The organism is Pseudomonas sp. HP_08 (assembly GCF_055284095.1).
The window spans coordinates 230,397-256,402 of record NZ_JBTOQC010000034.1 but is presented as its reverse complement, the minus strand read 5'-3'; the positions used below and the strand labels follow the sequence as shown (position 1 = coordinate 256,402).

The following is a 26,006-nucleotide window of genomic DNA, read 5'->3' as shown; positions in this document are numbered from 1 at the left end:
AATGCATCGCATGGCAGAGCGCCGGTCTGGCCCGCACACTCTGCGCCATGCAGACTCAGAACAGGGTGAAGTGCCAGAGGTTCAACGGCAAGTGGGCGTATCCGCGCACCCGCCGAATCCGGCCTTGACATGTAAAGCGATCGTTTTACACTCGAGTGCATGGATAAACGTGATGAGATTATCGCGGGCGCCATGCGCCTGTTCGACGCCGAAGGTTTTCGCGGCATCGGTATAGACCGGGTGATTGCCCCTTCCGGCGCCTCGACCCGCACCCTTTACAAGCACTTTGGCTCGCGCGACGGGCTGGTGATTGCCGTGCTTGAGCAGCGGCACCAGACGTTCATGGCGCAGCTTCAAGCGCAGCCCTTGCACCAGGATTCTGTCGGTGTCCTGTTCGATGTGCTGGGCCACTGGATCGAACTGAACGGTGCGCGCGGTTGCATGCTGCTCAGGGCGCTGAGCGAATATGCCTGTGCAAACGAAGAAATCGTCCTGCTCGTTCATCGGCAGAAAAATGAGTACCGCGCCCGGATTGCACTGCACGTTCGCGAAGCGCTGGGACGGGAAGACCCGGCGCTCAGTAACCAGGTCTGGCTGCTGCTGGAGGGCGCGACCACATCGGCCACCGTGGCCGATGCCCCGGTGATCGAAGACGCCAGGCAAGCCGCGCTTGCGCTTGTGGCCCTGGCGCGAGCACGCGCCTCATGAACAAAAACTCCAATCTGGTGGCCGCCGCCTTTGCGTTGACAGCCCTGTCCTACGGGCTGGCCCGCTTCGCCTACGGCCTGCTACTGCCGCAGATTCGCGAAGAACTTGCCTTGGGGGTGATCGCCGCCGGCTGGATCGGCGGCAGCGCCTTTGCGGCTTATTGCGTGGGTATCGTCCTGGCGTTCTATAGCAACGGCACGCTCAGCCCGCGAACCCTCGCCTTGCTGGCAGGCCTTGCCGCAACCATGGGTATGGCGCTGGTGGCCGTCGCCGGATCGGGCTGGACACTGGGCATCGGCATTGCGCTCGCCGGGCTGAGCACCGGCCTGACCTCGCCACCGCTTGCCTCGGCCGTCGCCCGACAGTTCGCTGACCCGCAGCGCCCTAGGTCCAATGCCACGATCAATGCCGGCACTGCCGCCGGGATCGTGCTTTCCGGCATGGCCGCCCTGCTGGCTGCAGGTGCGTGGCGCGAGCTTTATGGCCTGTTTGCGCTGATGGGTGCGGCGGTCACGCTCTGGCTGTGGTTTGCGATCCCGGCAGGCAGGCAGCGCAGTGGCAACCAGGGATTTTCTCTGGCCATTTTCAAGCGCGCAGGTTTGCTCACGCTGTGCGTCAGCGCGTTCATGATGGGCGTGTCGAGTACTGCCATCTGGACATTCGCGGCCAACCTTCTGCGCAGTGAGGCGGGCTTCACCGACACAGGCATTGCCTGGGCCTGGGTTGTGCTGGGCATTGCCGGTATCAGTGGCGCGTTTACCGGCAGGCTGATCCGTCGCCATGGCACCGGGCGGGTTCACCGTATCTCGATTCTAAGCATGGCCATTGGCATTGCAGGACTGGCGGCGGCCAGCGTTTCAGGCGTTTATGGATTAGCGGCCATGGGCCTGTTCGGCGCCGCCTATATCGTTGCGACAGGCGCCTATCTGATCCAGGGCATCGAGCTTCTTGCCGATCGCCCCGATCTGGGCCTGGGCATCCCCTTTCTGGTCCTTGCCCTGGGCCAGACCGTGGGCACCCCGCTGTTCGGCGCGATGCTCACAGTCTTTGGCTCCACTGCGGCACTGGTTGCCTTTGCGACGCTGGCTTGCCTGGCGATGGTTGTTCGTCCATGCGTCGGCAAAGCAAATCCGGCTGCACTTTAAAATTCGCCTCGCAAGGTCAACATGTAGTTTCTCGGCTCTCCATAGTAGTTGCCATTTGCCGAGCTTGAGGTGGTCTGGTAGTAGGTTTTATCGAACAGGTTGTTTGCGTTGACTGACGCAGTCCAATGCTCGTCAATGCGGTATTTGACCAGAGCATCCCAGACCGCATAGCCGCTTTGCGTGTACTCGAAGGGAATACCGCTTTCCACCACCCGGCCATTACCATCCACCCTTACGGCGGTACCACTGACGTACGTTGCGCTCTGCACATTCACGCCAGCCCCCACTGTCCAGTCGGACAACCCTGCAGGCAAGCGGTAGGTGCTCCATAGCTTGACTTCATGTCTGGGCGTGACCGTGCTCAGTGCCGTCTTTTCCGTCTTGTCCTGATTGTTGTTGTAAACGTAGCTGGCCATCAGATTCCAGCCTTCGGCCAGTTCACCGGAGGCCTGCAACTCCACGCCCTTGCTGATCACTTCATCCTTGTTCAGGTAGCAGCAGCTACCACCAAACAATACCGAGTCCTCAGGGTAGCCCGGGTCCAGCACCGCGCCGCCGTCGCGCTGGGTGTAGAACAGCGCAAGTCCGGTGTTCAGACGCCCCTCGAACAGCTCGCCCTTGAGGCCGATTTCGTAAGTCTTGCCAATCATCGGCTCGACCACCTGGCCGCTGCCTACCGGCCCCTTCAGGTAACTTTGCTGAGGTTTGAAGATCTTCGAGTAGCTGGTGTACAGCGACCATTGCGAGTCCAGGTCAAAGATCGCCCCCGCGTAAGGTATGAAGCGCGTCGGCTCACGCATGTCGACATCGCTTTGCACGACGCCTGCGCTGGTATAGGTCTGCTCGAAATGATATCGCTGCAGCCGCCCACCGAGGATGACCTTAAGCGGGTCGGTCATTTGCAACGTCACCCGCGAATACAACCCGTACTGTTCCTGGGTATTGGGGGTGTAATTACGCGACAGTGTGTAGTTGACCGGATAAGGGCTCCAGTAGCCGGGGTTGAACACATTCACCGGTGCGCCAGTGCCCGACAGCGTGCCCGATCCTTGCCACTGACTGGTGACCCGTTGCCAGTCCGCCCCCACGACCACATCATGCTGACGGCCGAACGCCTCGAAACTTCCCGACACGTTACTGTCCAGCAGACTCTGCTTGCTCCAATAGCGGTTGACACTTCCCCGGGTCACGGGGCCTGCAAGTGTGACTGGATTCACTGCGTTACCGGTTACCCCCGACAGCGATTTGGCCCCGTCGCGGGTATTGGTGTAGGTGATGTTGAGTTTCCAGTCGTTGTCGAAATAGTGGTCAAGCTTGGTAAAGATCTCTTGCGAGGTATCGTCCTGATAAGACCAGGTCTGTCCCAGCCCGGTATGCCGAGGCAAGCCAAGGTCTGCGCCCGTGGTGTAGCGCGGCAGCCCCAGGTAAGTATTGGAGTGCACGCGTTCGTACATGCCGCCCAGGGTCCAGGTGGTCGAGGGCGTCAGGTCGACTTCCATCACGCCATACACCGCCGGGTTTTGCTCGGCCATGTTATCGACGAACTCCTGGCTGTCGGTGTAGGCCGTTACCAGACGCCCGCGCACATTGCCGCTCTCGGTCAGGGGGCCGGTCACATCCAGCTGGGTGTGATAGTTATCCCAGGAGCCCGCAGACACTTCATAACTCAGATGAAAGTCCGGCAACGCCCGCTTGCGTACCAGATTGATGGTGCCACCCGGATCGCTCACCCCGCCAAACAATGCGTTCGAGCCGCGCAGCACTTCGACGTGATCGAACTCCAGCAGGTTGTACATGCGGTTGGAATAAAACCCTGAAGCCACCGAGCTCAACGCCATGGGCGCGGCGCCATCGATCTGGATATTGTCGATGTTGAAACCACGCGAGTAGTAGTCGTAGCCCCTGCTTGCGGTCTTCTGCAGCGTAATGCCCGGCGTGTAGCGCAGCGCCTCCTGCAGCTGGGTCATGTTTTTGTCATCGATCATCTGATGGCTGATCACCGACACTGACTGGGGCGTGTAGCGCAGGCTGACGGGGGTCTTGGAGCCGACACTGACCGAGCCGGTGGTGTAAGAGCCGCTGCCCTCGGTCATCTCACCCATACCCTGACCATTGATGGTTGTGCTACTCAGCTCCAATGCACTGACAGACGCCTGAGACGCGCTCAAGGCGTATCCGCCGCTCTCGAGCCTGACGCCTTCAACCCCGGTACCCGCCAGAATCCGGTGCAACGCCGCGTCGATAGCGAATCGTCCCTTGAGGCCGGGTGACTGCTTGTTGCGGGTAAGAGCGGGCTCGAAAGACACGCTTACGCCGACAGTGGACGCAAACTGGGCGACCACGCTCTCCAGAGAACCAGGAGCGATGGCGAATTCGATTTCATGCTCAGTTGCCACTTGAGCGGCAAACGACTCATTGATCGACAGCGCATTAAGCCCCACGCCCACCGCAAGACCGAATGCGGCAAGGCGCACAGCACGGTGCAACAAGAGGTGGCGGGGTTGAACCGGTATGACACGAGGTGTGAGGGTGTATGGGTGCACGTACATCCTGTTTCCTTGATTAGGTTGGCAATGTCTGGCGTCTTGAGCGCCTCTACTTAACTTGCCGAACGAAAATCAGAATCGATAACCCATCGCCGCTGTCTTTTTACACAGGGACTTTTTATACAGGGACTTTTTACACAGCAGCAGCGGCTTCGATGCGCACCCAGTAGCGAGTGAACTGCCTGACCTGTACGGGCAGCGTCTTGCGCAGATTTTCCAGAATCGCTTCGGTACTGCCCAGATTGAAAGCGCCCGAGAGGCGTAACTCGGCAACCCTTGGATCACACCCCAGATAACCCGGACGGTACCGCTGCACTTGCCGGACAAAATCTCCAAGGCGCCAGTTACTGACGATCAGCATGTTGCGTGTCCAGGCATCGACCTGAGGGTCTGCGGGTATGACGCGGCCCAGGATGCCAGCAGAAAAGCTGACTTGTTGACCAGCCGACAGCGTCACCGACCTCTGTACGAGTTCGGCTGGCCGGACCTCGACCGCATGTTTGATGACGCTCAAGTGGGTCGTGTTGTCATCACGAAAGACTACGAAGCGTGTGCCCAGCGCACGCATGCTACCCTCATCGGTATGCACGACAAACGGCCTGTACAGGGTGTCCTGTGCGGTCTCGATCAGGATCTCACCTTGTAGCAGTACCACTTCGCGAAGCGTTTCACCGAAGTAAATATTCACGGCTGTAGCTGTATTAAGGTGTAGCCGGGTACCATCTTCCAGACGTACATGGCGCTGCTCACCGATTTGCGTGCGGTGGTCTGCCATCCACCCTGTACTGTTTACAGAGCGCCATGCCAAGGGCGCAGCAGTGCCTGCGGCCAGCAATACGGCAAGAATTTTCAGCGTGTCGCGGCGCCTGATATTCGCGCCCTGTATTGTCGCCCTGGCAATCGATGGACTCGCCAACCCCTCGAATTTTCCCTGCAAGCGCAGAACCCGATCCCATGCCCGGCGGTGGCGCGGATCGTTTTCCAGCCAGTGTTGATGGGCGGCACGAAGCGCTTCGTCATCCAGCCCTGCACGCAAATCCACGTACCAGGCAGCAGCCGACTCCAGGGTTTTCAAATCCAGAGCGTTAGAGGACATGAATTAATCATCCATCAGCAGCAAGCAGTGCGTCATTGCCCGCGCCGCGTGTTTTTTCACGGTGGTGAGGGACAGATTCAGGCGGTGACTGATCGCGACATAACTCAAGCCGTCCAATTGCGCCAGAAGGAATATTTCTCGGGTTCGCTGGCCCAGCCCCTCCAGCATCTGGTCGATCTCGATCAGTGATTCAATGAGCAGCAAGCGCTCCTGCGCAGAGATCTCGTACCGCTCTGGAGCACAAGCCAAAGCCTTGAGATAGGCCTCTTCCAGCACGCGCCGACGGTACTTGTCGATCATCAGCCCGCGGGCAATATTGCTCAAATAGGCACGTGGCTCACGCACCTGAGTCTGGCGTTGCGTCAGTACGCGCACAAACGTGTCCTGAGCCAGGTCCGCCGCCTGCTCGCTGCAATTCAGGCGCTTGCGCAGCCAGTCCTTTAGCCAACTGTGATGTTTTTCGTAGAGGATGCCAACGGCGGGACAGTCAGGGAGATCGGGCATCAGGATCGACCAAGGCTAATATTTGATAATGGCTCTCATTATCTTTATCACCTGATGGTTTTGCAAGGTTGCCACTCTCAGCTACGCCACTGCTCCACCACCCCGCCTTCACGACCCAGCACCGGATCGGTCTCGGGAAACCGTAGTTGCGCTATCTGCTGGATCTGCGCAGGCGTGGCCGCCTCACGATTGACATCCCCTTCCTGCCCCGGTGGATAGGCGCCGACCACCATGAAGTCGTCGCTGGCGCCAAGGTTGCAATGCCCTGTGCCTGCGGGCAGCAACAGCACATCCCCGGCCTTGACCTCGACCACGTGGCCGTTCGGCCCTCCCAGCATCAATCGCGCATTACCGGCATAGACACCCAGCACCTCATGACCACGGGTGTGGTAATGGTGATAGGTGAATACGCCATAACGCCACTGCGGCGGCCAGCCATTGGCCTTGAACGTGCGCTCGAACAATGCCGCAGGATCACTGCCGGTCACGCTCAGCGCGGCGGGATAAATCAACACGGGCAGCGTCGGATGGTTGGGAATACCGCCGTTGCGCTTCAGCATCAGTGTCTGCACGGCGGGCGCGGCCAGCGCCTGTTTCATGGTCAATGCTCCAGTGCCGAGCAGGCTCAGCAAGGTGAGTGTATTGAACTGACGTCGGGCCAGCGCCATGGTTCGAACTCCTTTTACAGGCTGTGGGAAGACCTGTGCTCTGCCGGAAGTGGAATGGCCCAATGGCGCACCTCCAGTTGCTGCAATTGCCGGAAGTTACCTGAAATAGCGTCGATCAGATCCGAGTCATTGACCGGGTCCATTCCCGGATAAGGCTTGCCGTTGTAGTCGCCGTTATGGGTCAGCACGGCCTCGACATTGTCGTCGTTGTCCTTGTAGAGCTGCTTCATTACCTGCGCTTCCAGATCCTTGCTGTCACTGCAACGCAGCGCATAGTGAATCGCCAGGGCTGCGCCGAAGGCCAAAGCAGGCGTTTCGATCCCGTGTTTACGCGCCAGATCGATGCTGCTCAGGATGCGCTCGTTGCGCTGCAACTTGCGCAATGGATCGCGCCCGACACGGGCACAAGGATCCTTGAACGAGGTTTTGCAACGCTCCAGAAAGGTATTGGCAAAACCTTTGACGGCCTCTGACATCTCGGCGTTTTCTGCCATCAGGGCGGGCGCCACTTCCTCGCGAATCAAGCGTTCGGCCAGCGCACTGACACGCTCATCACCCATGCCCTGGCCTACCCAGGCGTAGCCCAGCAGGCTGGCGTACCAGGCGATGATGGCATGGGGACCATTCCACAGCCGGTTCTTGATGATCTGGATCTGGGCGATATCAGGCACCGTTTTAACCTGGCGCAGACGTTCCAGCAGATCGCTGCCGCGCTCTACATACAGCAGCATGTCGGGTTCGCTGTTGAACAGGATCAAATGCAGCTGGCTCAACGCACTGCTGGACTGCGCGAAGGGCCTGAATCGTCCGATCAGTCGTTCGTATTCAGGCACCGGTGTCGACGGCTTTCTGGCGACGGCAGGTTCACCCTCCTCCAGGCTGTTCTGGAACATCTGCGACTTGATACGCAGTTGTCGAACCAGCGCGTCATTGCTGATCTTGGACACGATGCGGCTGACCACCGTTTCGGCAAAATGGGTCTTTTGCAGAATCTGCTGGCTGATCTCTGGCGAACACAGCAACTCCAGCTCCGCTTGCACATGCAGGCGCACGAACGCTGCACCGCCAATCTTGTTCAGCACAATCAGAATGGTCAGCTCGCGACCGCGGCGCTCGAAGCGTTGCAGCAAGCCTTTGGCAATCACCTTGGCCTGATTGCGAATGGCCTGCTCGGGCAGGCTCAGGCCGATGATTTCGGCGCTGGTGTACATGTCGATCACCGCATCGTCATCGTCCATGTCGATCATGCGCACATTTTCAATGGTCTGGTCGAACGAGGTTGCGCCGTAGCGCACGCTGTAGCGGCCGAACGCAGAGACGGTTTCCCTGAGCATGCGCGAACGGGTCGCGGCGATGATTTCGAAAGGCCGGGTGTAGCCATCCCAATGCGAGAACACCTGCGTCAGGTAACCGCCACCGATGGCGCCGAAACCATGGATACCGACACGAAACTGGTTCAGCGAGGAAGGAAACGGCTCGGTCAACTCGGGCATGCCGAGATCGGGCACGCATTCGCTCAGGTCAGCGAGGAATTCGTTCATGCTGCGGTACGCCTTGAGCGCGCCCGCCTTGACCTCGGGCGCCGGCGCCTTGATGTCTTCGATCAGAATGGCCTGCCCTTCGGCGCGCATCGCCGACAGCATGCCGTTCTCGGAATCTTCGACCATAAAGCATTTGTCGGGCTCGCAATTGAGCGCGCTGGCGGCTTTCAGGAAGATTTCCGGATGGGGTTTGCCCTGGCTGACTTCGTCGCCACAAACGGTAATGTCGAAATACTTGAGCACATTGGCATTGATCAAATACTCCTCGGCAATGGCACGGCGGCTGGACGTGGCGACGGCCATCGTCAAGCCCGACTTGCGTAACCGCTCCAGTACTTCCAGCAGGCCGGCCTTGATTGGCACGCCGTGATTGCGCACGTACTCCAGCTCAAGTTCATCGGCGCGCTGGCGAATCTGCGCGTATGGAAAGTCTTCACCGTTGTGAGCCTTGGCGAGGGCTTCGGCTTTCTTCGCGCTCAGGCCCAGCGAGCCAATCAACGTTTGCTCGCTCAATGCCTTGCCGAAAATCTCCATGGACGCCTGTTTGAGCGTCTTGAAGCGCAAGCGCTCGGTATCGAACATGGTGCCGTCCATGTCGAAGATCGCGCTGAAAATTCGTTTACCTTGAAAAAAAATCATGAAGTGAGGCCCCTGTTTGTCTCGTGAAAAAGCCCGCTGTCAAAACGCGGACAAGCGACTACTGCGAACAACTGCAGCGCGATTTTTCAGGTAGGGGGCACACGACTTATCGGAACGCGCTTGGGCGCAACAACGAGGTAAGGCGGGACAGAGCGAGGGGTACACAGAAGGGTTGCAAGCTTTGAGGCACTCAGGGCGCCTTGTCCGACGTTGACTTCACGCTCACTGGCTGCTGTTTGATTGGCAGACAATGAGCGGAAAAAGCGATGGATACGTGTGATTCCAAGCATAAGGTGCTTTGCTTCCTGTGAAGTGACTGGTATTCCTTTTTAGCCTTGCACGTATGCGCAATGACATGCAAGTCAAAAGGCCAGCTCAGGTTACAAAGCCCAAGTATGACAACGGCCTCAGATGGACATCCAGTATGAAAGACAAGGTAAAGCCATTCGCACTGCTCTTGCTGGCGGTGTTGACCCTGAGCGCCTGCTCATTTCGGGGATTTCAGCCCCCACCGGCGGAGGTGGACTTGTGGCAAAAACCCGGTAAGGCACAACCCGATATCGAGGCGGCCATGCTGGGATGCGGCTATCGCAACGCTGCCGGTGTGGATGCCTCGGCAACACTTGAGCAAAAGGCAGAAAGCTTTGAGTGCATGAAGCGCGCGGGGTTTGTCCGCAACAACGGTTTTGATTTATGCCACACCCTGCGCGAACGTCATCTAAAGGCCTGTCAACCCGCCCCTGCAGACTTGTAAGTGGTGCAGGTGTGGCCGCTCAGTTCTGCACGGCGTTGCTTGAGTCATCACCGGCTTCAGCCGCCAGTTTCAAACGATCAGCCTTGCTGATGTATCTGGACTTGCTGGCCGGCGCCAGTTTGGCACTGGCTTTCTTGGCGTGCGCCTGCAACAGCTGTTTGATTTTTTTACGACGGTTCATATTCCACCTTCTGATGCGTTGCAGCCTATTACGCGGTACTTTCCCGAATGGCCTGATGATTGATCACGACTTCGTCGATGACGGTTCTGAAGACTTTCTGAATGAGCTCGGCACTTACACCGTAGCGCTCGGCCAGGACGCTGTATCGCTGCGCTTGTGCGGCCTCGCGAGAGGCATCCACAGCCTCCAGACTCTGCTGTGCCTTGATATGGCCAACCTTGCCCGTCGCAATAAATCTTAGCGAAAGAACCCTGATGATCTCTTCATCCAGATGATCGATTTCAGCTCTCAATTGCCCCAACTCATCACCGCTCATGCAGGTTGCCTCAAAGTTTATGGAGTGGCGGCAGAGTGTATCGTGTCTGAGTCGGGGTTTGCCGGACGCCTATCCATTTCAGTTCGTCATTTTTGGCGCGCTACCTAATGCCAACCTAATGCCAACCTAATGCCAATCAGCCAAGCAGTGCATGCACTGGCGTGCTTTCTGGGTCCTTAACTGCACACCGCAGGATAAGCAGTGCGCAATCTTTTGGGTGCAGTTTTGCCTCATTCGATGATGGAAGTACTCACTGACAATGCCAGGATCGACCCTCTCCCGTCGTGCTATCTCATTGATCACTGCCTGATCGTCTTTATCGAGAAAAATTTCTGAAGTCGCAAACGTTTCAATGGATGGGCAATACGCGGTTATCCGCTCACTACAACGATCACAAAGACGATGTCCATAGTTTCGGTCCATAAATCATTTTTCTGGATAGAGCCGGAACGGTACCTTTCATGCTGCCACGAGAAACGTTCAACACTCGAAGAAGGTGAGCGTCAGGGTATCGAATGGTCAAAAACCATCGTACTCAAACTGGACATCGACTTTCCCGGAATGCCAAGACTCTTTGGTTTACTGCTCACCCAGGCAAACCAGTTCATCGCATTTGAAATTGAGACTGACCACTCGCAAGTCTTGATCGCGGCAAAACAGAATACTTCCCCGCACCACCTTGCAGAAAAATCCCGCCGCCTCACATAATGATAATGAATCCTAATTACATCATCTCCCGACACCATGCCCAGCCACTCCCCGTTCAAACAGCAGGTCGGCACTTTTTACCGCGACCACCACCGCTGGCTATTCAGCTGGTTGCGGCCGCGTGTCGAATGCCGAGATCTGGCGGCCGATCTGGTGCAGGACGTGTTTATCCGGGTGCTGACGGCCAAGGACGGTGAGGCGCAGCTGGAGGCGGTGCGTGAGCCCAAAGGCTACCTGGCGACCATCGCGCGGCGCTTGATGATCGATCATTTTCGCCGCGCCCGGCTGGAACGCGCCTGGTTGCAAGCCCTGGCCGAGCAGCCAGAGGCGGCGACCATCAGCGAAGAAACCCGCGCGATCCTGCTCGAAAGCCTGTGCGAACTGGACGCCATGCTCGCAGGCCTGGGCGCCAATGTGCGCCGGGCGTTTCTGTTGTCGCAACTGGACGGCATGACCTACACCGCGATTGCCGCCGAACTGGGTGTTTCAGTGGTGACGATCAATCGCTACATCGCCAAGGCCACGCAGCATTGCGTGCTGTTCAGCCTGGGCGTGGTCTCCCCGCCAGCATGACCACTCTCGACAGCCGGCAAATGGTCGCCATCAAGCAGGCCGCCCACTGGTTCACCAAACTGCAGAGTGAGGCCGCCAGCAGCGCCGACCAAAGCGCCTGGCAGCAATGGCTGCAAGCCTGCGCAGAAAATCGCTGGGCGTGGGAACAGGTTCAGGGCTTGCAGCAGCGTTTGCATGGCATGCCGGCGGGGCTGACCGGGCGCGCCTTGAGCCTGGCCGATCAACCGGAAAAGCATCGGCGCACCTTGCTCAAAGGTCTGGTGCTGGCGGCCGGCACGGGCCTGTTCAGTTATGGCGGCTACCGCCAGGTGCAGAGCGCAGGCTGGATGGCCGACTACCGCACGGCAACTGGCGCACAGCGCACGATCGTGCTGCCGGATGGTTCGCAGTTGCAGCTCAATACCGCCAGCGCCGTGGACCTCGCCTACAGCGCCAGCGAACGGCGGCTGGTGGTGCGTGAAGGCGAAGTCCTGATTACCACGGCGACCGACAGCGCCGGCCGGCCATTTTTCGTGCAGACCCCGCAAGGCACGGTGCAGGCGTTGGGCACACGCTTTTCGGTCCGCCGCGACGGTGCGCGTGACCATGTCGCGGTCTTTGAACATCAGGTGCGTATCACGCCGTTCGCGGGGCAACCGTCATTGCTCGCGGCAGGCAACCAGTGCAGCTTCGACAGCCGTCAGGCCGGTGCGGTATCACCCGTGACGGCGGGCCAGGATGCCTGGGGCAAAGGCGTGCTGGTGGCCAACGATCAGCGGCTGGACACCTTTCTTGCCGAGCTGGGCCGCTACCGCGCGGGCTGGCTGCGCTGTGATCCGGCGATTGCCGGGCTGCGCATCAGTGGCGCCTTTGCCCTCAACGACACCGATCAGGCCTTGCAGGCGCTGACCAGCAGTCTGCCGGTGCGGGTCGAGCAGAAAACCCGTTACTGGGTCACCGTGATGGCGCGCTGAAAAATATTTTCTCGCAGGTGATAGGTTTTCTCATTCTCGTTCGACTCATGGGAGCAAAGGGACAACTGCCCCACCCTGCCCATCACGACAACGAGATCAACCCGACATGAAACGCCCTCCACAGCCCAGCCTTCTCGCGCTCAGCCTTCGCCGCGCCCTGCTCTGCTCGGCCTTGCTGACCGCCGGCGCCGCCATTCAGGTCCAGGCGGCCGAGACCGCCGTGCGCGAGTATCACATCGGTGCTGGCGACCTGGGCGCAGCCCTGACCCGCTTTGCCGCCGAAACGGGCGTGGTGCTGTCGTTCGACCCGGCACTTACCCGTGGCCAGCGCACCAGCGGGCTGGACGACACCTTCGCCGCCAACGAGGGCCTGGAGCGGCTGCTGTCGGGTTCGGGCCTGCAGGCGATTCGCGAGAGTGACGGTCGTTATTCCCTGCGCGCCGGCAGCCAGGACGCCTCGGTGGTGGAGCTGGGCCAGACGCAAATCGTCTCCAACGAACTGGGGACCATCACCGAAGGCTCAGGCTCCTACACGCCCGGCACGATTGCGACCGCCACGCGCCTGGTGTTGTCGCCGCGTGAAACGCCGCAGTCGATCACCGTTGTCACTCGCCAGCACATGAACGACTTTGGCCTGAACAACGTCGACGACGTCATGCGCCACACGCCGGGCATTACCGTGTCGGCGTTCGACACCGAGCGCAGCAACTATTACGCGCGCGGTTTCTCGATCAACAATTTCCAGTACGACGGCATTCCCTCCACAGCGCGCAACGTCGCCTATTCGGCGGGCAACACGCTGAGCGACATGGCCATTTATGACCGTGTCGAAGTGCTCAAGGGCGCGACCGGCCTGCTGACCGGCGCAGGGTCACTGGGCGCCACCATCAACCTGGTGCGCAAAAAACCGACCGCCGAGTTTCAGGGCCACGCCAGCCTGGGCGCCGGTTCCTGGGATAACTACCGCAGCGAACTGGACGTCAGCGGCCCGCTGACCGAGACCGGCAATGTGCGCGGCCGCGCGGTGGCGGCGTACCAGGACAAGCATTCGTTCATGGACCGCTACTCGCGCAAGACGCCGGTGTACTACGGCATCATGGAATTCGACCTGTCGCCGGACACGATGCTCACCGTCGGCGGCGACTATCAGGACAGCCTGCCCAAAGCCTCGACCTGGTCGGGCAGCTTTCCGCTGATCGATGCCAATGGCAATCGCAACAACGTTTCGCGCTCGTTCAACAACGGCGCAGACTGGAGTAGCTGGGAGCAATACACCCGCACCGTGTTCGCCATGCTGGAGCACAACTTCAGCAACGGCTGGGTGGCCAAACTGCAAGTGGACCACAAGATCAACGGCTACCACGCGCTGATGGGTTCGATTCAGGGCAGCACACCAAACGCCGACGGCACTTCGTCGATCACGCCCGGCAAATACACCGGCGAAACCACCAGTGACTCGGCCGACCTGTATGTCAGCGGCCCGTTCAGCCTGCTGGGCCGCGAGCATGAGCTGGTGCTGGGCGGCTCCATCGCCAATTCGACCTGGAAAGGCAAAGGTTTCTGGAACTACACCCCGTACGGTCCCAATGTCGTCGACTTCAATAACTGGCACGGCAACTTCCGCGAACCGGACTGGGGCGAGCAAGCGCAAACCATCGACGACACCGTGCGCCAGACCGGCGCCTACATCACCACGCGCCTGAACCTGGCGGACGACCTGAAAGTGCTGCTTGGCGGGCGCGTGGTTAATTACACGCTGACCGGGCTGACGCCTTCGTACAAGGAAACCGGACGTTTCGTGCCGTATGTGGGCGCGATCTATGACCTGAACGACACGTACTCGGTGTATGCCAGCTACACCGATATCTTCATGCCGCAGGAAAACTGGAACCGCGACCGCGACAACAAGATTCTCGAACCGGACGAAGGCCAGAACTACGAACTGGGTATCAAGGCCGAGTTCTTCGACAAGCGCCTGAACGCCAGCGCGGCCGTGTTTGAAATTCGCGAAGACAACCGCTCGGTCTCCGACGACGACTACAATAACCGCCAGCCGACGCCGTCCAACTACGCCTTCAAAGGCACCAAGGCTGTGACCAAAGGCTATGAAGTCGAAGTGTCCGGCGAAGTATCTCCAGGCTGGCAAGTGCAGGCCGGCTACACGCACAAGATCGTGCGCGACGATAACGACGTGAAGATCTCGACCTTCGAGCCTGAAGACCAGGTCACCCTCTACACCTCGTACAAACTGCGCGGCAGCCTGGACAAACTGACGATTGGCGGCGGCGCCCGCTGGCAGAGCGTGGGCTGGCAGGACATCTACAACTCGCCAAAAGGCGGCTATGAAGAGTTCTCGCAAAAGGCCTACTGGCTGGTGGACGCCATGGCCCGTTATCAATTCAGCGAAAACCTGTCGGCCACGCTGAATGCCAACAACGTGTTCGACAAGTCGTATTACACCAACATCGGTTTCTACAACTCGGCGGCGTATGGAGAGCCGCGTAACTTCATGCTGACCACGCGCTGGGATTTCTGATACAGCCCCCTGAGGCAGCCTCCTCAGCGCAGGAGGCTGCCTTATCGTTCCCGCTCACGCTTGCTTGCCAATCAGCGAAACAAACGCCACGAAACTCTCCGCAATCCTGATCACCGAGTCTTGCGGGTCAATGGCGTCAAAGCTGACTATCGGCCAGGGCGCCGGGGACTTATTTCTCAGGTCGAACGCGACCAGTTCGCCTGCGCCATTGCCACCGAAGACAAACATAAGCGGCGCCTGTTCTTGATAGAGCGCAATTTGCCGGGGGTCGCCTGCGACTTCTGCCGAATCGAGAATGAAATAAAAAGGACTGTCAGGTAACGGCCCCTCACCGCCATCGCTGTCACCCAATAGCTGGAAATAGGCCTCCGGCAACGCGGCGGGCGCAACCGCACGCAAGGCAGCCAGCGCTTCTGGCGAGGCGCCGGGTGATGAATGCCATTCTCCTTCAATCTTCACGTTCTGAAACTCCATTGATGGTTTATCCATGACATCGCTTTAGGCGTGAGTGCTCATGCACCCCACGAATACCCCAGGTGCATCTTTTCGATTTCCATGATCCCCATCAATTCATCACCCTGTAACCGGATATGCCACTCCTGCACACAGAGATAAGACAATGTTCAGCAAAACCGTACTTCTTGCATTGATGCCGACGGCCATGGCCTTCATGGCCGGGGCGGTGATTCCGGTTCAGGCGGCCAGCAATTGTGCCGTGGGGCGTACGCTGGGGCATCCGCTGTGGGCGGCACTGACGTCTTTGTCGCTGAGCACGGTGGTGATCATCATCGCTTTGCTGGTGCTGCGTATTTCCGCGCCGGACATCAACAAGGCCCTGCAAGGCGCCTGGTGGTTCTGGACGGGCGGCATACTGGGCGCATTCTATGTCGGCTCAGCCGCCGCACTGATTCCCCAACCGGGAGCGGCCGGACGGTTACGCCCGGTGTTGCAGGCGAGTGCCACCGAAGATCAGTTGCTGCACCAGGGGACGCTCGACAAAGCGCGCCGGAAAGATCGGCTCCGGCGCACTGGCCCGATCAAGACGGGCGATATGTTCCTCGCTCAATTGCAGGCTCAGCGCCCCCAGATTGTCCTGCGCCTGGGCCAGGGTTCTGGCGCCCATCACCGGCGCAACCACCGCCGGATTCAACAGCGTCCAGGCCAGGGCGACCTGTGAAGGCGTCACGCCGATCTCCTGCGCAACGTCGCCAACCACGCTGGTAATCTGCAAGGCGCGCTCGTTCATGTGCCCGGACGAACTGATCACGCCTTTGCGCGTGGGCGACACATTCGCTTCGCTGGCCTGGCTCAGGTCGTCGCGGCTGTACTTGCCGCTCAAAATCCCGCCACCCAGCGGCGACCATGGCAACACCCCAAGACCCAGCGCCTGCGCCATCGGCATCAACTCATGCTCGACGCTGCGCTCGACCAGGCTGTACTCGATCTGCAGGGCCACCAGCGGCGACCAGCCACGCAAATCGGCAAGCGTTTGCAATTGCGCCACCTTCCACGCCGGAGTGTTGCAAATGCCGAGGTACAGCACCTTGCCGCTGCGCACCAGATCGTCCAGCGCACGCATCACCTCATCGTCCGACGTGGTGAAATCCCAGGCATGCAGGTAGAGCAATTCGACGCGATCCGTGTCGAGCTGCCGCAGGCTGGTCTCCACCGAGCGCATCAGGTTCATGCGGTGATTGCCGCCTGAGTTGGGATCGCCCGGATCACGCGCCATCGTGTACTTGGTCGAGACGACAAGGCGATCACGCTTGCCCTTGAGCAACTGGCCGAGAATGCGCTCTGAGGCGCCATTGGTGTAATTGACTGCGGTATCGATGAAATTGCCGCCGTGGTCGACGTACAGATCAAAGATCTGCCGCGCCCCGGCCTCATCGGCGCCCCAGCCCCAGTCAGAGCCAAAGGTCATGGTGCCCAGCGCCAGCGGTGAAACGCGCATGCCTGATCGTCCGAGCAAGCGGTAGTGGTCGAGTGACGGGAGAGTGGACATACTGAACTCCTTGCAAAAAGTGAAAGACGACTTCTATGGCGTTCAGTCTGCCGCCGGGCAAGCAGCAACCTGTAGCAAGATCGTCCTGTGTTCTTGCACGATCATCCGGACGCCGACACTCATGGTTTCTCTGAACATGGTTTCTCTGAAAATGCTGGTCGACCTCATCGGCCGCCACACCCCCAGCGACGGTATCCACCCCACAGCGATCCCCGGCGTCAGCCTGGCGCGCTCGGCCACCCCGACAATCCCGATGCCCGTCGTGTATGAGCCCACCTTGTGCCTGATCGTCCAAGGCCGCAAACAGGTCATGGCCGGCACCACCACTTATATTTACGATGCCGCCAACTACCTGGTCGCCTCGGTCGACATTCCGGTGATGGGCTCGGTCATCGAGGCCAGCGAAGCCGCGCCCTACCTGTGCATGATCCTCGATCTGGACATGGCCACTCTCAGCGACCTTGCCTTGCGCTACCCCGCTGCGGACGAAAACAATGCCCTGCCCGCCGCCGGTATCGAACTCAGCCCGACCACCGCTGAACTGCTCGATGCTGCCGCACGGCTCGCCAGCCTGCTCGATACGCCAGACGATATCGATGCCCTTGCGCCGCTGGTGATTGGTGAAATCCTGTACCGCCTCCTGACCCGCAGCGGCAACGGCATGGTCCGGCAAATGGCCAGGGCCGACAGCCGCCTGAGCCAGATCGCCAAGGCGATTGCGTGGCTGCGCAGTCACTATCGCGAAACCTGCCGCATCGACGATATTGCCGATGTAGCGGGTATGAGCCGCTCGACCTTTCATGCGCATTTCAAAGCCGTCACGGCCATGAGCCCACTGGAATTTCGCAGCCATCTGCGGTTGCAGGAAGCACGCCGGTTGATGGTCGCCCAAGCGCTGGATGCGGCCGCAGCCGGGTATCGCGTGGGCTATGAAAGCCCCTCGCAGTTCAGCCGCGACTATGTGCGGATGTTCGGGCTGCCACCGGGCAAGGATGCAGTGCGGTTGCGCGACCCGGTGACTGTGCCTGGCGTTGCAGGCGAGTTATCGGGCACGTTTCATCGATCACACTGATGATTACTATCGAACGGCTCGCCTGACGGATTGCCAAAACCGACTCCTATAATTGCCCCCGATTCCCCCCGCTCCCCCGTCTGCTTCAGGCGACATTCCCCTCAGGAACCCAGCACCATGCCAAGCGCCAGCCAGGCCTCTCACGCCCCTCCCGAACATAATCAACAGAGCGTCGCACAGCAGTGGCTGGCGATTCTTTCGGTCGCCGTGGGCGCCTTCGCCCTGGTGACCAGTGAGTTTCTGCCGGTGGGCGTGCTCAACGATGTCGCCAGCGACCTCGGTATCAGTGCCGGCCACGCCGGCCTGATGGTCACCCTGCCCGGCATCATGGCCGCCCTCGCCGCGCCCCTGCTGTCTGTGGGCATCGGTGCCATGGACCGTCGCTATCTGCTGATCGGCCTGACACTGGTAATGATCATCGCCAATACGGTCGTGGCCTACGCCAGTGATTTCAGCCTGCTACTGTTCGGCCGCGTCTTGCTGGGCATCAGCATCGGCGGCTTCTGGGCGACGGCCATTGCCCTCAGTGGCCGCCTGGCGCCCAAGGGCGTCGGTGTCGCCCAGGCGACCTCGATCATCATGGTCGGCGTGACCCTGGCCACCGTGCTGGGCGTGCCCGTAGGCACCTGGTTGAGCGGCCTGATGGGCTGGCGCATGACCTTTCTGGTCACCGCGCTGGTGGGCATACCGGTGCTGCTGGCGCAGATCTTCCTGCTGCCGCGGCTCACCCCGGACAAGGCCATTCGCATCAGTGACCTGCCGGCCTTGTTTATCAATCCACAAGCCCGGGTCGGACTGATCGCGGTCTTGCTGATTGGCCTGGCGCACTTCGCCGCATACACCTATGTCGCGCCCTTCTTCAAACAAAATGCATGCTTCGATGGACCCACGATTGGCTCACTGTTGCTGCTCTACGGCATCGCCGGGGTCATGGGTAATATTTTCGCCGGCTTCGCCGCCAACCGCAGCGTGCGCCATACCTTGTTGCTGGTCGCCCTGATGATCGGCATCAGCACCGCCCTGTTTCCCTGGTTTGCCACTGGCATGACGGGCGCTGCGATGCTGATCGCGCTCTGGGGCTTCGCCTTCGGCGCCTTCCCGGCCTGCGCCAGCATCTGGATGTTTGTCGTGGCGCCCAAGGATGTCGAACGCGGCATGCCACTGTTCGTCGCCATGTTCCAGGTGATCATTGCACTGGGCTCGTTCTTCGGTGGGCAGATCGTCGACCAGCTGGGCAGCTCGATGCTGTTGAGCCTGGCCACGGCATTGGTGGGCTGCGGCTTTGTCACCGTGCTGGTGCTGGGGCGTAACGTCAGTAACAGTCTGGCGGCGCAACCAGGCTGAGAACCACTGGTGCTGTCGGCCAGAAGCGGGCAAGGCACTCTGATACGCTGGCGTTTTTCTCCTGCATGGAAAAACCGATGACAGAGGCGTATCAGGGAAGCTGCTTATGCGCAGCGGTCACTTATGAACTGCTCACCCCACCCAAAGCGGTGAGTCATTGCCATTGCAGCCAGTGCCGCAAAGGCCATGGGGCCGCATTCGCTTCATACGCCAGCGTTCCGCGCAGCGCGCTGCGAATACTCAGTGGCACCAACAGCCTGAAAAGCTATGCGTCATCAGAAACGGTGTCGCGCGAGTTCTGCATGCACTGCGGCTCGACCCTGTTCTGGTCACGCGCTCAAGGTGGGTTTGCCGACTGGATTTCGATCGCGCTGGGCACGCTGGATACGCCCTTTGTGCCTGAAAAGCAGAAACATGTTTATACCGACTCGGCAGTGGCTTGGTACTCATAATCGTTGAGGCCGCGCATAATTTCCTGAACCAACGGCTTGGTGTATTTTTCGCTTGGGTCAGTCTCCGGCGGGTCGTCACTGCGGATCCATTCACCCTCATCGAACGCTTGGTAAAGGGCAAACGCAGGCTGAGGCATATCGTGAGTCATGCCCACCTCAACCACGGCATTGATGATCCCGTTCATGACGTCATCGCAAAATTCGTAGTTCAACGACCCATCCAGGTAGCCTCGCGCAACCAGGACAGACAACTCGTTCAGCACATATTGCGGCGCAACATCGAACTTTTCGCACAAAGCGGCGATATCACTCAGGGTTAAATTCTCTGCCCGGGCTTTAACCAAAAGCTCCGCGAGTTCATGTTTCGGTAGCATCCTGATCATGAGCTTCTCCCATCCAAACTCGAAGGTAGCACGCACTGCATTTATAAAGCGTCGCTGAAACTGGCAAGGCAAACAGTCGCCAAAAGCATTAGGCTCTTGCGACCTTTAAACATAAATGCCCGCACATGACTGCCTTCTACCTCAAGTTACTCATCACCCCCGCACTCATGCTCGCCATCTCGCTGGCGGCCAAACGCTGGGGCACTCATATTGGCGGGCTGCTCTCCGGATTGCCCATTACTTCAGCGCTGGTCATGCTGTTTCTCAGCCTTGAGCAAGGCGCAGAATTTGCGTCGATGGCCGTGCCAGGCGCATTGGCCGGACTGGCGGCGATTCAGGCGACTTACCTGTTTTACTTCGTGGTGACCCGCAAGGTTTCGGCGGTTATCGGATGCCCGGCAGCCCTGGCGTTTTACGCGGCAGTCGCCTTCTTGCTGAGCCGTCTGGACGTGTTGGCGCTGTCGATCGCTGCCACGCTGCTGTTGGTCGCCTCGATCATTACCATCACCTCGAAACAGCCAGCGCCGAGCGAAGCGCCGTATGTTCCAGTGCCACGCTGGATCATTCCGATGCGCATGTTGACGGCCACGCTGCTGCTGTTGGCGATTACGGCAAGCGCCACCTGGCTGGGGCCGGTAGTCAGTGGATTGCTGGCGCCGATTCCGGTGATCGCCTGGCCGCTGGCCGTGTTCGCTCATGTTCAGGGCGGGCGCTTTGAACTGGCGGCGATCATACGCGGCAACGCCATTGGCGCTGTTGGCGTGGTGGGCTTTTACCTGGCGCTCAACTATTCAATTCTGCAGTGGGGCGCGGTCGCTTCTATTACCGCAGCCGTGGTGCTGGCGGTTGTGATAACTGCCTTGTTGGCAAGGTTACTGGCGAAGCGGTAATGGGCCATCGTCAAAACCCTGTATGAGGATCTCTCAGCCTATGAAGTCGTTCCGTGAAGACATTCGGGATTTCCTGATCAACGGTGTCGTTGTAGATAATGCTTTTTTGCCCATGCACTATGCCGACCCCGAACGCCTCGATGAGTATCAGGTTGGCTTTCGCACGCACGGCCTTACCGGCGAAAACCTGGTATCCGAAGCTGACGGCGAGTGGCACCTGGACTGGTATGTCATCGCACTGACGGGACTGGATGATCCTGTTTTCATTGCCATAAACGAGGCTCAAATCGGCTATCCGGTCTATACCGCACTCCATGGTGCCGGACGCTGGGACGCGATAAAAATAGCGCCGAGCCTCGCGGCCTTTGCCCGTCTGCTAGAGGCCTTGGCAAAGGTGCAGGAAGATACCGCCGGGTTTGAACGTTTGATCATCGCCGAGACCGACCCCGCGAACACATACTGGCGCGAGATTCTCGATGCACTTCGTGATAGCGAGGATTCAGAGGAATCACCGTCTGATGCTGGCGATTTCAATCCGGCCGACTTTGAACAAGGTGACCTGATCATTACCGACCTGGGCCCGCATAAACTCAAGGTCGTGCAGATCATCAGCAAGTCTCGCGGCGTGTCGTTGAAGGACGCATTAGCGCTCGCTGAAACGCCTCGATTGAAAGCCGCCAGCGGCGTGAGACTGCGACTGCAACGTTTGCGCGACCAACTTGAAGCGTCAGGCGCAACGGTCGAATTCAGACCTGAGTAACAGCAAAGTCTCGGCCATTACTCAGAACGATTTCAAATCGGCCGGTCCACAACCCTTGCATTCCACTGTTCGCGGTATCGTTCGCGCCAACCCGGACTGCCGTTGTCCAGCCACGTCAGTGTCGCTTCAATACTGTCGGCACTGATGATGAAGTTGTCTATGTGGTCCGCGATTCGGTCGTGCGACAGGTACAGGGCGTCAAGATAGCCGTTGAAAGAGTCCGCCAGCACGACGTACTCATTGCCTTGCTGACGGCGGCCGGTCCATGCAGGCAAGCCTGCAACCATCGCCGCCACGTCCTGGCGACCGTCGCGCAAGTCCAGCAGCAGGATGCTCGCACCACCGTCGCGGCCGATGGGCAGTAATCCGGTAGTGGGAAAGTCGGGGTCTTTGCGCAACTGCGCAAGTTCGAAGGGATTGGATTCATACCCTTCGGCAGCATCCAGCCCATACAGCGCAAAACTGAGCAATTCCTTATCGCCATTGGCCATGGTGGCGAGGACATCGTAGTCCACATAACCGCCGTTGCAGGTCTTGAGAAACTGCCGGTAATCGTCCGGCAAACGTGCACCAAGATTGGCCTCAAGTTGTTCGATGGCCGCATCGGTGGCGCCTTCACGCGTGTCGTCGAATATCAATCCACGGTAGTCAGTCATTCAGGCCTCGCAACGATTGGGGGATGCGCCTGATACTCGCATAACTCAGGGGGCAATGGCTTCTCCATGACAATGGTGCGTTCCTGGCCATGAAACTCATCCCGGACTTTCTGATAACCCAGGCCGGCATAAAACCCCTGCGCAGTGATTGATGACGGCACGCGCAACGTGCCAATCCCTGAACTGACGGCGGTGGCATGAATAACCGCCATAAGTTGCCTGCCAATCCCCCTGCCCTGATACACCGGATCAACGAACACACTTCGCACAACAGCTCCATCAAGGCTCGCCGTCGCAATCAGGCGCTCTCCTGACAAGGCTACGAATACAGTGCGCGTGTCGAGCAGCACCCTGACGGCCTCTGGCGCGAAGCTGTTTTCAACCTGGGCGATGACTTCAGGCGAATAGTCCTGGGCATTCGATTCTCGAAGCGCCGCAATCACTACACGGCTGATCGCTGTTGCATCGTCGCGAGTGGCAAGTCGGATCTGGCAGGTCATGCGGTGTCCCTCAATCTGTAAATGGCAAGTAGCGCGCCCGTCAATACAGCCGTCATGCCCAGCGTTTCATACACCGTCGGCAAGCGTTGCTCAAATGCCAGGCCCATAACGGTCGCGAAAAAGGATTCAAGGGCAATGAGTTGTCCCGACAGAACCATCGGCAAAGAGCGCGAAGCTCTGTTCCACGCCCATGCCCCCAATACCGAAGACACTATGGCTATGACAAAGGCCCACGCATACAGACGCCCTGCCTGGGCGAAGCCGGCACCTTGAACAGGCATTTCAAACAGGTTGAATGCATAACCTGCGGGCACGATAAACAGCATTCCCAGTGCGCTGCCCACCATCATCAGTCCTGTCCAGGCACTGGTTGAATGCGCGGCAATAGTGCCCAGGCCTTTCTGGTTCAGCCAACTGAAGGCTAACCATAACGCCACGGCCCCCACAGAAAAAAATACGCCCGTTAAAGTGCTGCCCGTCGAAGCCTGCGAGGTGTCGTGACCGAGGATATTAACCAGCAGCAGGCCGAACACCAGCAGTAACAAAGGCAATGCCAATTGTCGCCATGCCAGCACCTTGTGTTGGGCGTTACCCAGCAGCGCCAGGATCACCGGCACGACGGCGATAAATGCCGGGGTCAGCACGGGACCACTGATCATGACGCCGCAGGCGATGCAGATACCGTAGCCAAGATAGCCAATAATGCCCAGCGCCAACGCCAGCACTCGCAGGTGAAGTGTCAGTTGCCGAACCCTGGCGCGCTCGACAACTGTCCACACACCACCAATGACCCCGACAACCATGAATTTGACGGCCAGAAAATCAAACAGGCTGTAGCGTCCCGTGACGTAAGGAATAATAAAATTCGAGCCCCAGCACGCGGTAGCGAAGACCGCAAAAAGAACGCCTGCGGCCAGGGGATGGGCAGATCTGATCATGAGCAACTCCAGACAGAGGAGTCGCCAGCTTGTACGTCTGCACAGGTATGCTACAAACGAGTTCTCAGCCCGCCATGCATAATTCACGGTTATGAATCTACTCGGCCAGTCACTCCCTCCACTTGCCAGTTTGCTGCCCTTTGAAGCCGCCGCACGCCTGGGAAGTTTTTCACGTGCCGCTGACGAACTGCACATCACTCAGGCAGCGGTCAGCCGGCAGATTCGCGGACTTGAGTCCGATCTTGGCGTCGTCCTCTTCGAACGGCGTAACCGGGCCGTGTTTCTAACAGCGCAAGGGCAACAGTTAAGCCAGGTCGTCAGTACAGCGTTGAACCAGATAGGCTCAATAGCGGACGGCTTGCGCAGTGCATCGCGCAAGCATCAGGTGGTCTTGCTCTCACAGTTGTGCGAAGCGTTTTACTGGTTGATGCCGCGCCTTGCCGGCTTTCATCAACGCCACCCCGACATCGAGATTCAAGTGGTGACCACCACGCAACCGCTGACGGAGTTCGGCGGTCATTTCGACGTGGCGTTGCAAAGTACCGGCCGGGCCAGTGGACTCAGCCAACTGCAATTCACAGCGTCTGACGAAGTGTTTCCGGTATGCAGCCCCGATTACCTGCACACTTCAACCCCAGTCTTGAACGTCGCCGATTTACGGCAACACACCCTTTTGCATCATCGCGCGACACCGCCGCATTTGATGGAGTGGGACAGCTGGCTGGCCGAGTTCGGCTGCTTTCTGGACGGGCGCAATAACAATCGTTACTTCGACAGTTATCCAATGATGCTTCAGGCCGCCGTGGAAGGTCATGGTATTGCCGTGGGCTGGGCTCGAACCGCCGGCCGGTTGATTGAAAGCGGCGAGCTGATAAGGCCTTGCGCAGAAAGCGTTGTCTTGCCGCAAGCACTGTCGGTTTTTAAAAGCCCGACTAGCACCGAGCGACCAGAGACGACCGCGTTGATAGAGTGGCTAAGGCTTGGGTTAAGCGCACCTCATTGATCAGCAAGGAATACACACGGTAAACGTAGTGCCTGTGCACTCTTCGGACTCAACCTCGATACGCCCCTGATGAGCACTCACAATCGCCGAGGCGATATAAAGTCCAAGCCCGAGCCCGGCACCGGGTCCATAGACGGCCTCGCTGTTTTGCAGATGGCGCACCATCGGATTGAAGAGGCTGCCTCGGGCCTCTGCACCGATAGGCGGCCCCTCATTGTGAACCGTGATGACGGCCATCTCGTTATCCGCTTTCAGTGTCACGGTGACAGGTGCGCCCGCTGCTCCGTGTTCGATGGCATTGCCAATCAGGTTGGCAACGACTTGCTCCATTCTTGCGCGGTCGACCTGCGCCGGCAGTGATGACTGCGTATGCAGATCGACCGTGTGATCCGGGTGATACGCCCGCGCCTCTTCAACCATGGCCTCACAGACCATCACCAAGTCTTCAGGCAACTTACGAATCGGTATTCCGGAGCCCAGCTGGGTGCGCGTGAAATCAAGCAGGTCGCCCACGATTTTCGCGGAGCGTTTCACGCTGCTGTAAATTCTGGAGACGTTTCTGGACTGCTTGGGTGCCAGGTCGCCGGTACTCAACAGCACTTCGGCGCTGAGCAAGATAGCGCCCAACGGGCTGCGCAAGTCGTGCCCAAGAATGCCGAGAAAGACATTTCTGGCGGCATCCACAGCTTGCGTATAGCTCACCACCGACTCGGCAATGCCTTGGTCGATCGCTTCATTGAAGCGGATCACATCAGCAATTTCGTGCTCTCTGGAAATCCCCTTCGAGGGCATCCACAACATCAACACACTGGTGCGTAGCGCCCGGTATTCAGCAATCACCTGGGCAATGGTGAAGCCTGAAGCATGGCGGATATCGGCATGCGTTTCAGCTGGCGTGACCTGCTTCGATGCCGGGGCTTCACCATGCGACTTTGAAATTTGCGCTTCGACACTTTGCGGCGTTTGCAGGTCGGCTGCGATGGCCAGCAGCATCTGGCCGGCATGATCGCGCAAGGTTTCGGCATCCATGCCCAGCGAGGCCGGGGTCATGGTTCTGGCGAAGTCTTCCCATTGCTGAAGAATGGGTTCGATAGTGTTCAGGATGAAATCGGCCAGGCGCATGCGTGTTTCCTCG

27 protein-coding genes and 1 pseudogene are annotated in these 26,006 nt (G+C 59.1%); 14 read left to right on the top strand and 14 right to left on the bottom strand.

From position 1 onward, the window contains the following. Positions 1-159 precede the first annotated feature (159 nt). A complete protein-coding gene (locus ACYAS9_RS23295) occupies positions 160-708 on the top strand; it encodes a TetR/AcrR family transcriptional regulator (protein WP_463570692.1) in 549 nt (182 codons plus the stop codon). Next, the gene (locus ACYAS9_RS23290; protein WP_463570691.1) at positions 705-1,853 is read left to right on the top strand and encodes an MFS transporter; all 1,149 of its coding nucleotides are present in this window, start codon (positions 705-707) and stop codon (positions 1,851-1,853) included. The genes ACYAS9_RS23295 and ACYAS9_RS23290 overlap by 4 nt, the downstream gene beginning before the upstream one ends. Here ACYAS9_RS23290 and ACYAS9_RS23285 read toward each other — a convergent pair. The 5 genes from ACYAS9_RS23285 to mtlD all read right to left on the bottom strand — a co-directional run bounded on the left by ACYAS9_RS23285 (position 1,850) and on the right by mtlD (position 8,847). Next, positions 1,850-4,327: a TonB-dependent siderophore receptor gene (locus tag ACYAS9_RS23285; RefSeq protein ID WP_463570690.1), complete on the bottom strand. Its 2,478-nt coding sequence runs from the start codon at positions 4,325-4,327 to the stop codon at positions 1,850-1,852. The genes ACYAS9_RS23290 and ACYAS9_RS23285 overlap by 4 nt on opposite strands. Before the next feature lie 205 nt (positions 4,328-4,532). After that, entirely contained in the window at positions 4,533-5,495 is a 963-nt protein-coding gene (locus ACYAS9_RS23280) for a FecR domain-containing protein (RefSeq protein ID WP_463570688.1), read from the bottom strand. Between the two features lie 3 nt (positions 5,496-5,498). Beyond that, complete coding sequence (locus ACYAS9_RS23275) at positions 5,499-5,999, bottom strand: sigma-70 family RNA polymerase sigma factor (protein ID WP_463570687.1); 501 nt, start codon at positions 5,997-5,999, stop codon at positions 5,499-5,501. A gap of 77 nt (positions 6,000-6,076) precedes the next feature. After that, positions 6,077-6,667, bottom strand: coding sequence for a cupin (locus tag ACYAS9_RS23270; protein WP_463570685.1), 591 nt, complete (start codon positions 6,665-6,667; stop codon positions 6,077-6,079). Positions 6,668-6,681: 14 nt separating this feature from the next. Beyond that, on the bottom strand, positions 6,682-8,847 hold the full coding sequence (gene mtlD, locus ACYAS9_RS23265; RefSeq protein ID WP_463570683.1) for a bifunctional mannitol-1-phosphate dehydrogenase/phosphatase: 2,166 nt from the start codon (positions 8,845-8,847) through the stop codon (positions 6,682-6,684). A gap of 424 nt (positions 8,848-9,271) precedes the next feature. On the opposite strand from mtlD, the gene ACYAS9_RS23260 reads away from it, so the two are divergent. Then, positions 9,272-9,601, top strand: a complete 330-nt coding sequence (locus tag ACYAS9_RS23260; RefSeq protein ID WP_463570681.1) for a hypothetical protein — start codon at positions 9,272-9,274, stop codon at positions 9,599-9,601. A gap of 19 nt (positions 9,602-9,620) precedes the next feature. On the opposite strand, the gene ACYAS9_RS23255 is transcribed toward ACYAS9_RS23260, so the two are convergent. Together ACYAS9_RS23255 and ACYAS9_RS23250 are read right to left on the bottom strand one after the other, a co-directional pair. Continuing rightward, on the bottom strand, positions 9,621-9,782 hold the full coding sequence (locus tag ACYAS9_RS23255; RefSeq protein ID WP_463570679.1) for a DUF2986 domain-containing protein: 162 nt from the start codon (positions 9,780-9,782) through the stop codon (positions 9,621-9,623). A gap of 28 nt (positions 9,783-9,810) precedes the next feature. Further along, positions 9,811-10,098: a chorismate mutase gene (locus ACYAS9_RS23250; RefSeq protein ID WP_463570677.1), complete on the bottom strand. Its 288-nt coding sequence runs from the start codon at positions 10,096-10,098 to the stop codon at positions 9,811-9,813. 402 nt (positions 10,099-10,500) lie between these two features. Between ACYAS9_RS23250 and ACYAS9_RS23245 the strand changes: the two genes are divergently transcribed. The 4 genes from ACYAS9_RS23245 (at position 10,501) to ACYAS9_RS23230 (ending at position 14,868) form a co-directional block, all read left to right on the top strand. Beyond that, entirely contained in the window at positions 10,501-10,806 is a 306-nt protein-coding gene (locus tag ACYAS9_RS23245; protein ID WP_463570675.1) for a hypothetical protein, read from the top strand. Between the two features lie 36 nt (positions 10,807-10,842). Then, a complete protein-coding gene (locus tag ACYAS9_RS23240; RefSeq protein WP_463570674.1) occupies positions 10,843-11,379 on the top strand; it encodes a sigma-70 family RNA polymerase sigma factor in 537 nt (178 codons plus the stop codon). Next, positions 11,376-12,332 carry a FecR domain-containing protein gene (locus ACYAS9_RS23235; RefSeq protein WP_463570673.1) on the top strand — a complete coding sequence of 319 codons (957 nt, stop codon included), beginning with the start codon at positions 11,376-11,378 and terminating at the stop codon, positions 12,330-12,332. The genes ACYAS9_RS23240 and ACYAS9_RS23235 overlap by 4 nt, the downstream gene beginning before the upstream one ends. Before the next feature lie 106 nt (positions 12,333-12,438). Then, positions 12,439-14,868 (top strand): TonB-dependent siderophore receptor, encoded by a 2,430-nt coding sequence (locus ACYAS9_RS23230; RefSeq protein ID WP_463570671.1) that lies wholly within the window; start codon positions 12,439-12,441, stop codon positions 14,866-14,868. A gap of 54 nt (positions 14,869-14,922) precedes the next feature. Here ACYAS9_RS23230 and ACYAS9_RS23225 read toward each other — a convergent pair whose 3' ends face one another. Then, entirely contained in the window at positions 14,923-15,357 is a 435-nt protein-coding gene (locus ACYAS9_RS23225; protein WP_463570669.1) for an SMI1/KNR4 family protein, read from the bottom strand. Positions 15,358-15,487: 130 nt separating this feature from the next. On the opposite strand from ACYAS9_RS23225, the pseudogene ACYAS9_RS23220 reads away from it, so the two are divergent. Then, a pseudogene (locus tag ACYAS9_RS23220) lies at positions 15,488-15,739 on the top strand (DMT family transporter); the annotation flags it as partial. 63 nt (positions 15,740-15,802) lie between these two features. Here ACYAS9_RS23220 and ACYAS9_RS23215 read toward each other — a convergent pair. Continuing rightward, positions 15,803-16,873, bottom strand: a complete 1,071-nt coding sequence (locus ACYAS9_RS23215; protein WP_463570668.1) for an aldo/keto reductase — start codon at positions 16,871-16,873, stop codon at positions 15,803-15,805. Positions 16,874-17,009: 136 nt separating this feature from the next. Between ACYAS9_RS23215 and ACYAS9_RS23210 the strand changes: the two genes are divergently transcribed. From ACYAS9_RS23210 to ACYAS9_RS23200, 3 genes are all read left to right on the top strand, one after another. Beyond that, complete coding sequence (locus tag ACYAS9_RS23210; protein WP_463570666.1) at positions 17,010-17,945, top strand: AraC family transcriptional regulator; 936 nt, start codon at positions 17,010-17,012, stop codon at positions 17,943-17,945. A 117-nt stretch (positions 17,946-18,062) separates the two neighbouring features. After that, positions 18,063-19,289 carry an MFS transporter gene (locus tag ACYAS9_RS23205; protein WP_463570664.1) on the top strand — a complete coding sequence of 409 codons (1,227 nt, stop codon included), beginning with the start codon at positions 18,063-18,065 and terminating at the stop codon, positions 19,287-19,289. A 77-nt stretch (positions 19,290-19,366) separates the two neighbouring features. After that, positions 19,367-19,741 (top strand): GFA family protein, encoded by a 375-nt coding sequence (locus ACYAS9_RS23200; protein WP_463570942.1) that lies wholly within the window; start codon positions 19,367-19,369, stop codon positions 19,739-19,741. Here the strand turns inward: ACYAS9_RS23200 and ACYAS9_RS23195 are convergent. After that, positions 19,708-20,124, bottom strand: a complete 417-nt coding sequence (locus tag ACYAS9_RS23195; RefSeq protein ID WP_463570663.1) for a hypothetical protein — start codon at positions 20,122-20,124, stop codon at positions 19,708-19,710. The two genes, ACYAS9_RS23200 and ACYAS9_RS23195, sit on opposite strands and share 34 nt — an antisense overlap. 125 nt (positions 20,125-20,249) lie before the next feature. On the opposite strand from ACYAS9_RS23195, the gene ACYAS9_RS23190 reads away from it, so the two are divergent. Beyond that, complete coding sequence (locus ACYAS9_RS23190) at positions 20,250-21,014, top strand: hypothetical protein (RefSeq protein ID WP_463570662.1); 765 nt, start codon at positions 20,250-20,252, stop codon at positions 21,012-21,014. A 40-nt stretch (positions 21,015-21,054) separates the two neighbouring features. Then, a complete protein-coding gene (locus ACYAS9_RS23185) occupies positions 21,055-21,774 on the top strand; it encodes a hypothetical protein (protein WP_463570660.1) in 720 nt (239 codons plus the stop codon). A 32-nt stretch (positions 21,775-21,806) separates the two neighbouring features. On the opposite strand, the gene ACYAS9_RS23180 is transcribed toward ACYAS9_RS23185, so the two are convergent. Genes ACYAS9_RS23180 through ACYAS9_RS23170 form a run of 3 tightly spaced genes read right to left on the bottom strand, consistent with a single transcriptional unit; the run spans position 21,807 to position 23,868 of the window. Continuing rightward, positions 21,807-22,430, bottom strand: coding sequence for an SMI1/KNR4 family protein (locus tag ACYAS9_RS23180; protein ID WP_463570658.1), 624 nt, complete (start codon positions 22,428-22,430; stop codon positions 21,807-21,809). Then, complete coding sequence (locus tag ACYAS9_RS23175) at positions 22,427-22,930, bottom strand: GNAT family N-acetyltransferase (protein ID WP_463570657.1); 504 nt, start codon at positions 22,928-22,930, stop codon at positions 22,427-22,429. Before ACYAS9_RS23175 ends, ACYAS9_RS23180 begins: the two co-directional genes overlap by 4 nt. Next, positions 22,927-23,868: a DMT family transporter gene (locus ACYAS9_RS23170; RefSeq protein WP_463570656.1), complete on the bottom strand. Its 942-nt coding sequence runs from the start codon at positions 23,866-23,868 to the stop codon at positions 22,927-22,929. Before ACYAS9_RS23170 ends, ACYAS9_RS23175 begins: the two co-directional genes overlap by 4 nt. Positions 23,869-23,959: 91 nt before the next feature. Here ACYAS9_RS23170 and ACYAS9_RS23165 point away from each other — a divergent pair, with 91 nt between their 5' ends. After that, positions 23,960-24,871, top strand: coding sequence for a LysR substrate-binding domain-containing protein (locus tag ACYAS9_RS23165; protein WP_463570654.1), 912 nt, complete (start codon positions 23,960-23,962; stop codon positions 24,869-24,871). Here the strand turns inward: ACYAS9_RS23165 and ACYAS9_RS23160 are convergent, their stop codons facing one another. After that, positions 24,872-25,993, bottom strand: a complete 1,122-nt coding sequence (locus tag ACYAS9_RS23160; protein ID WP_463570653.1) for a sensor histidine kinase — start codon at positions 25,991-25,993, stop codon at positions 24,872-24,874. Positions 25,994-26,006: the final 13 nt, after the last annotated feature.

Bases quoted from the DNA above. Each gene is read 5' to 3' on its own strand.
- ACYAS9_RS23295 (WP_463570692.1), top strand. From the start codon at position 160: ATGGATAAACGTGATGAGATTATCGCGGGCGCCATGCGCCTGTTCGAC.
- ACYAS9_RS23290 (WP_463570691.1), top strand. From the start codon at position 705: ATGAACAAAAACTCCAATCTGGTGGCCGCCGCCTTTGCGTTGACAGCC.
- ACYAS9_RS23280 (WP_463570688.1), bottom strand. From the start codon at position 5,495: ATGTCCTCTAACGCTCTGGATTTGAAAACCCTGGAGTCGGCTGCTGCC.
- ACYAS9_RS23275 (WP_463570687.1), bottom strand. From the start codon at position 5,999: ATGCCCGATCTCCCTGACTGTCCCGCCGTTGGCATCCTCTACGAAAAA.
- ACYAS9_RS23270 (WP_463570685.1), bottom strand. From the start codon at position 6,667: ATGGCGCTGGCCCGACGTCAGTTCAATACACTCACCTTGCTGAGCCTG.
- mtlD (WP_463570683.1), bottom strand. From the start codon at position 8,847: ATGATTTTTTTTCAAGGTAAACGAATTTTCAGCGCGATCTTCGACATG.
- ACYAS9_RS23260 (WP_463570681.1), top strand. From the start codon at position 9,272: ATGAAAGACAAGGTAAAGCCATTCGCACTGCTCTTGCTGGCGGTGTTG.
- ACYAS9_RS23255 (WP_463570679.1), bottom strand. From the start codon at position 9,782: ATGAACCGTCGTAAAAAAATCAAACAGCTGTTGCAGGCGCACGCCAAG.
- ACYAS9_RS23250 (WP_463570677.1), bottom strand. From the start codon at position 10,098: ATGAGCGGTGATGAGTTGGGGCAATTGAGAGCTGAAATCGATCATCTG.
- ACYAS9_RS23245 (WP_463570675.1), top strand. From the start codon at position 10,501: ATGTCCATAGTTTCGGTCCATAAATCATTTTTCTGGATAGAGCCGGAA.
- ACYAS9_RS23240 (WP_463570674.1), top strand. From the start codon at position 10,843: ATGCCCAGCCACTCCCCGTTCAAACAGCAGGTCGGCACTTTTTACCGC.
- ACYAS9_RS23235 (WP_463570673.1), top strand. From the start codon at position 11,376: ATGACCACTCTCGACAGCCGGCAAATGGTCGCCATCAAGCAGGCCGCC.
- ACYAS9_RS23230 (WP_463570671.1), top strand. From the start codon at position 12,439: ATGAAACGCCCTCCACAGCCCAGCCTTCTCGCGCTCAGCCTTCGCCGC.
- ACYAS9_RS23225 (WP_463570669.1), bottom strand. From the start codon at position 15,357: ATGGATAAACCATCAATGGAGTTTCAGAACGTGAAGATTGAAGGAGAA.
- ACYAS9_RS23215 (WP_463570668.1), bottom strand. From the start codon at position 16,873: ATGTCCACTCTCCCGTCACTCGACCACTACCGCTTGCTCGGACGATCA.
- ACYAS9_RS23210 (WP_463570666.1), top strand. From the start codon at position 17,010: ATGGTTTCTCTGAAAATGCTGGTCGACCTCATCGGCCGCCACACCCCC.
- ACYAS9_RS23205 (WP_463570664.1), top strand. From the start codon at position 18,063: ATGCCAAGCGCCAGCCAGGCCTCTCACGCCCCTCCCGAACATAATCAA.
- ACYAS9_RS23200 (WP_463570942.1), top strand. From the start codon at position 19,367: ATGACAGAGGCGTATCAGGGAAGCTGCTTATGCGCAGCGGTCACTTAT.
- ACYAS9_RS23195 (WP_463570663.1), bottom strand. From the start codon at position 20,124: ATGATCAGGATGCTACCGAAACATGAACTCGCGGAGCTTTTGGTTAAA.
- ACYAS9_RS23190 (WP_463570662.1), top strand. From the start codon at position 20,250: ATGACTGCCTTCTACCTCAAGTTACTCATCACCCCCGCACTCATGCTC.
- ACYAS9_RS23185 (WP_463570660.1), top strand. From the start codon at position 21,055: ATGAAGTCGTTCCGTGAAGACATTCGGGATTTCCTGATCAACGGTGTC.
- ACYAS9_RS23180 (WP_463570658.1), bottom strand. From the start codon at position 22,430: ATGACTGACTACCGTGGATTGATATTCGACGACACGCGTGAAGGCGCC.
- ACYAS9_RS23175 (WP_463570657.1), bottom strand. From the start codon at position 22,930: ATGACCTGCCAGATCCGACTTGCCACTCGCGACGATGCAACAGCGATC.
- ACYAS9_RS23170 (WP_463570656.1), bottom strand. From the start codon at position 23,868: ATGATCAGATCTGCCCATCCCCTGGCCGCAGGCGTTCTTTTTGCGGTC.
- ACYAS9_RS23165 (WP_463570654.1), top strand. From the start codon at position 23,960: ATGAATCTACTCGGCCAGTCACTCCCTCCACTTGCCAGTTTGCTGCCC.
- ACYAS9_RS23160 (WP_463570653.1), bottom strand. From the start codon at position 25,993: ATGCGCCTGGCCGATTTCATCCTGAACACTATCGAACCCATTCTTCAG.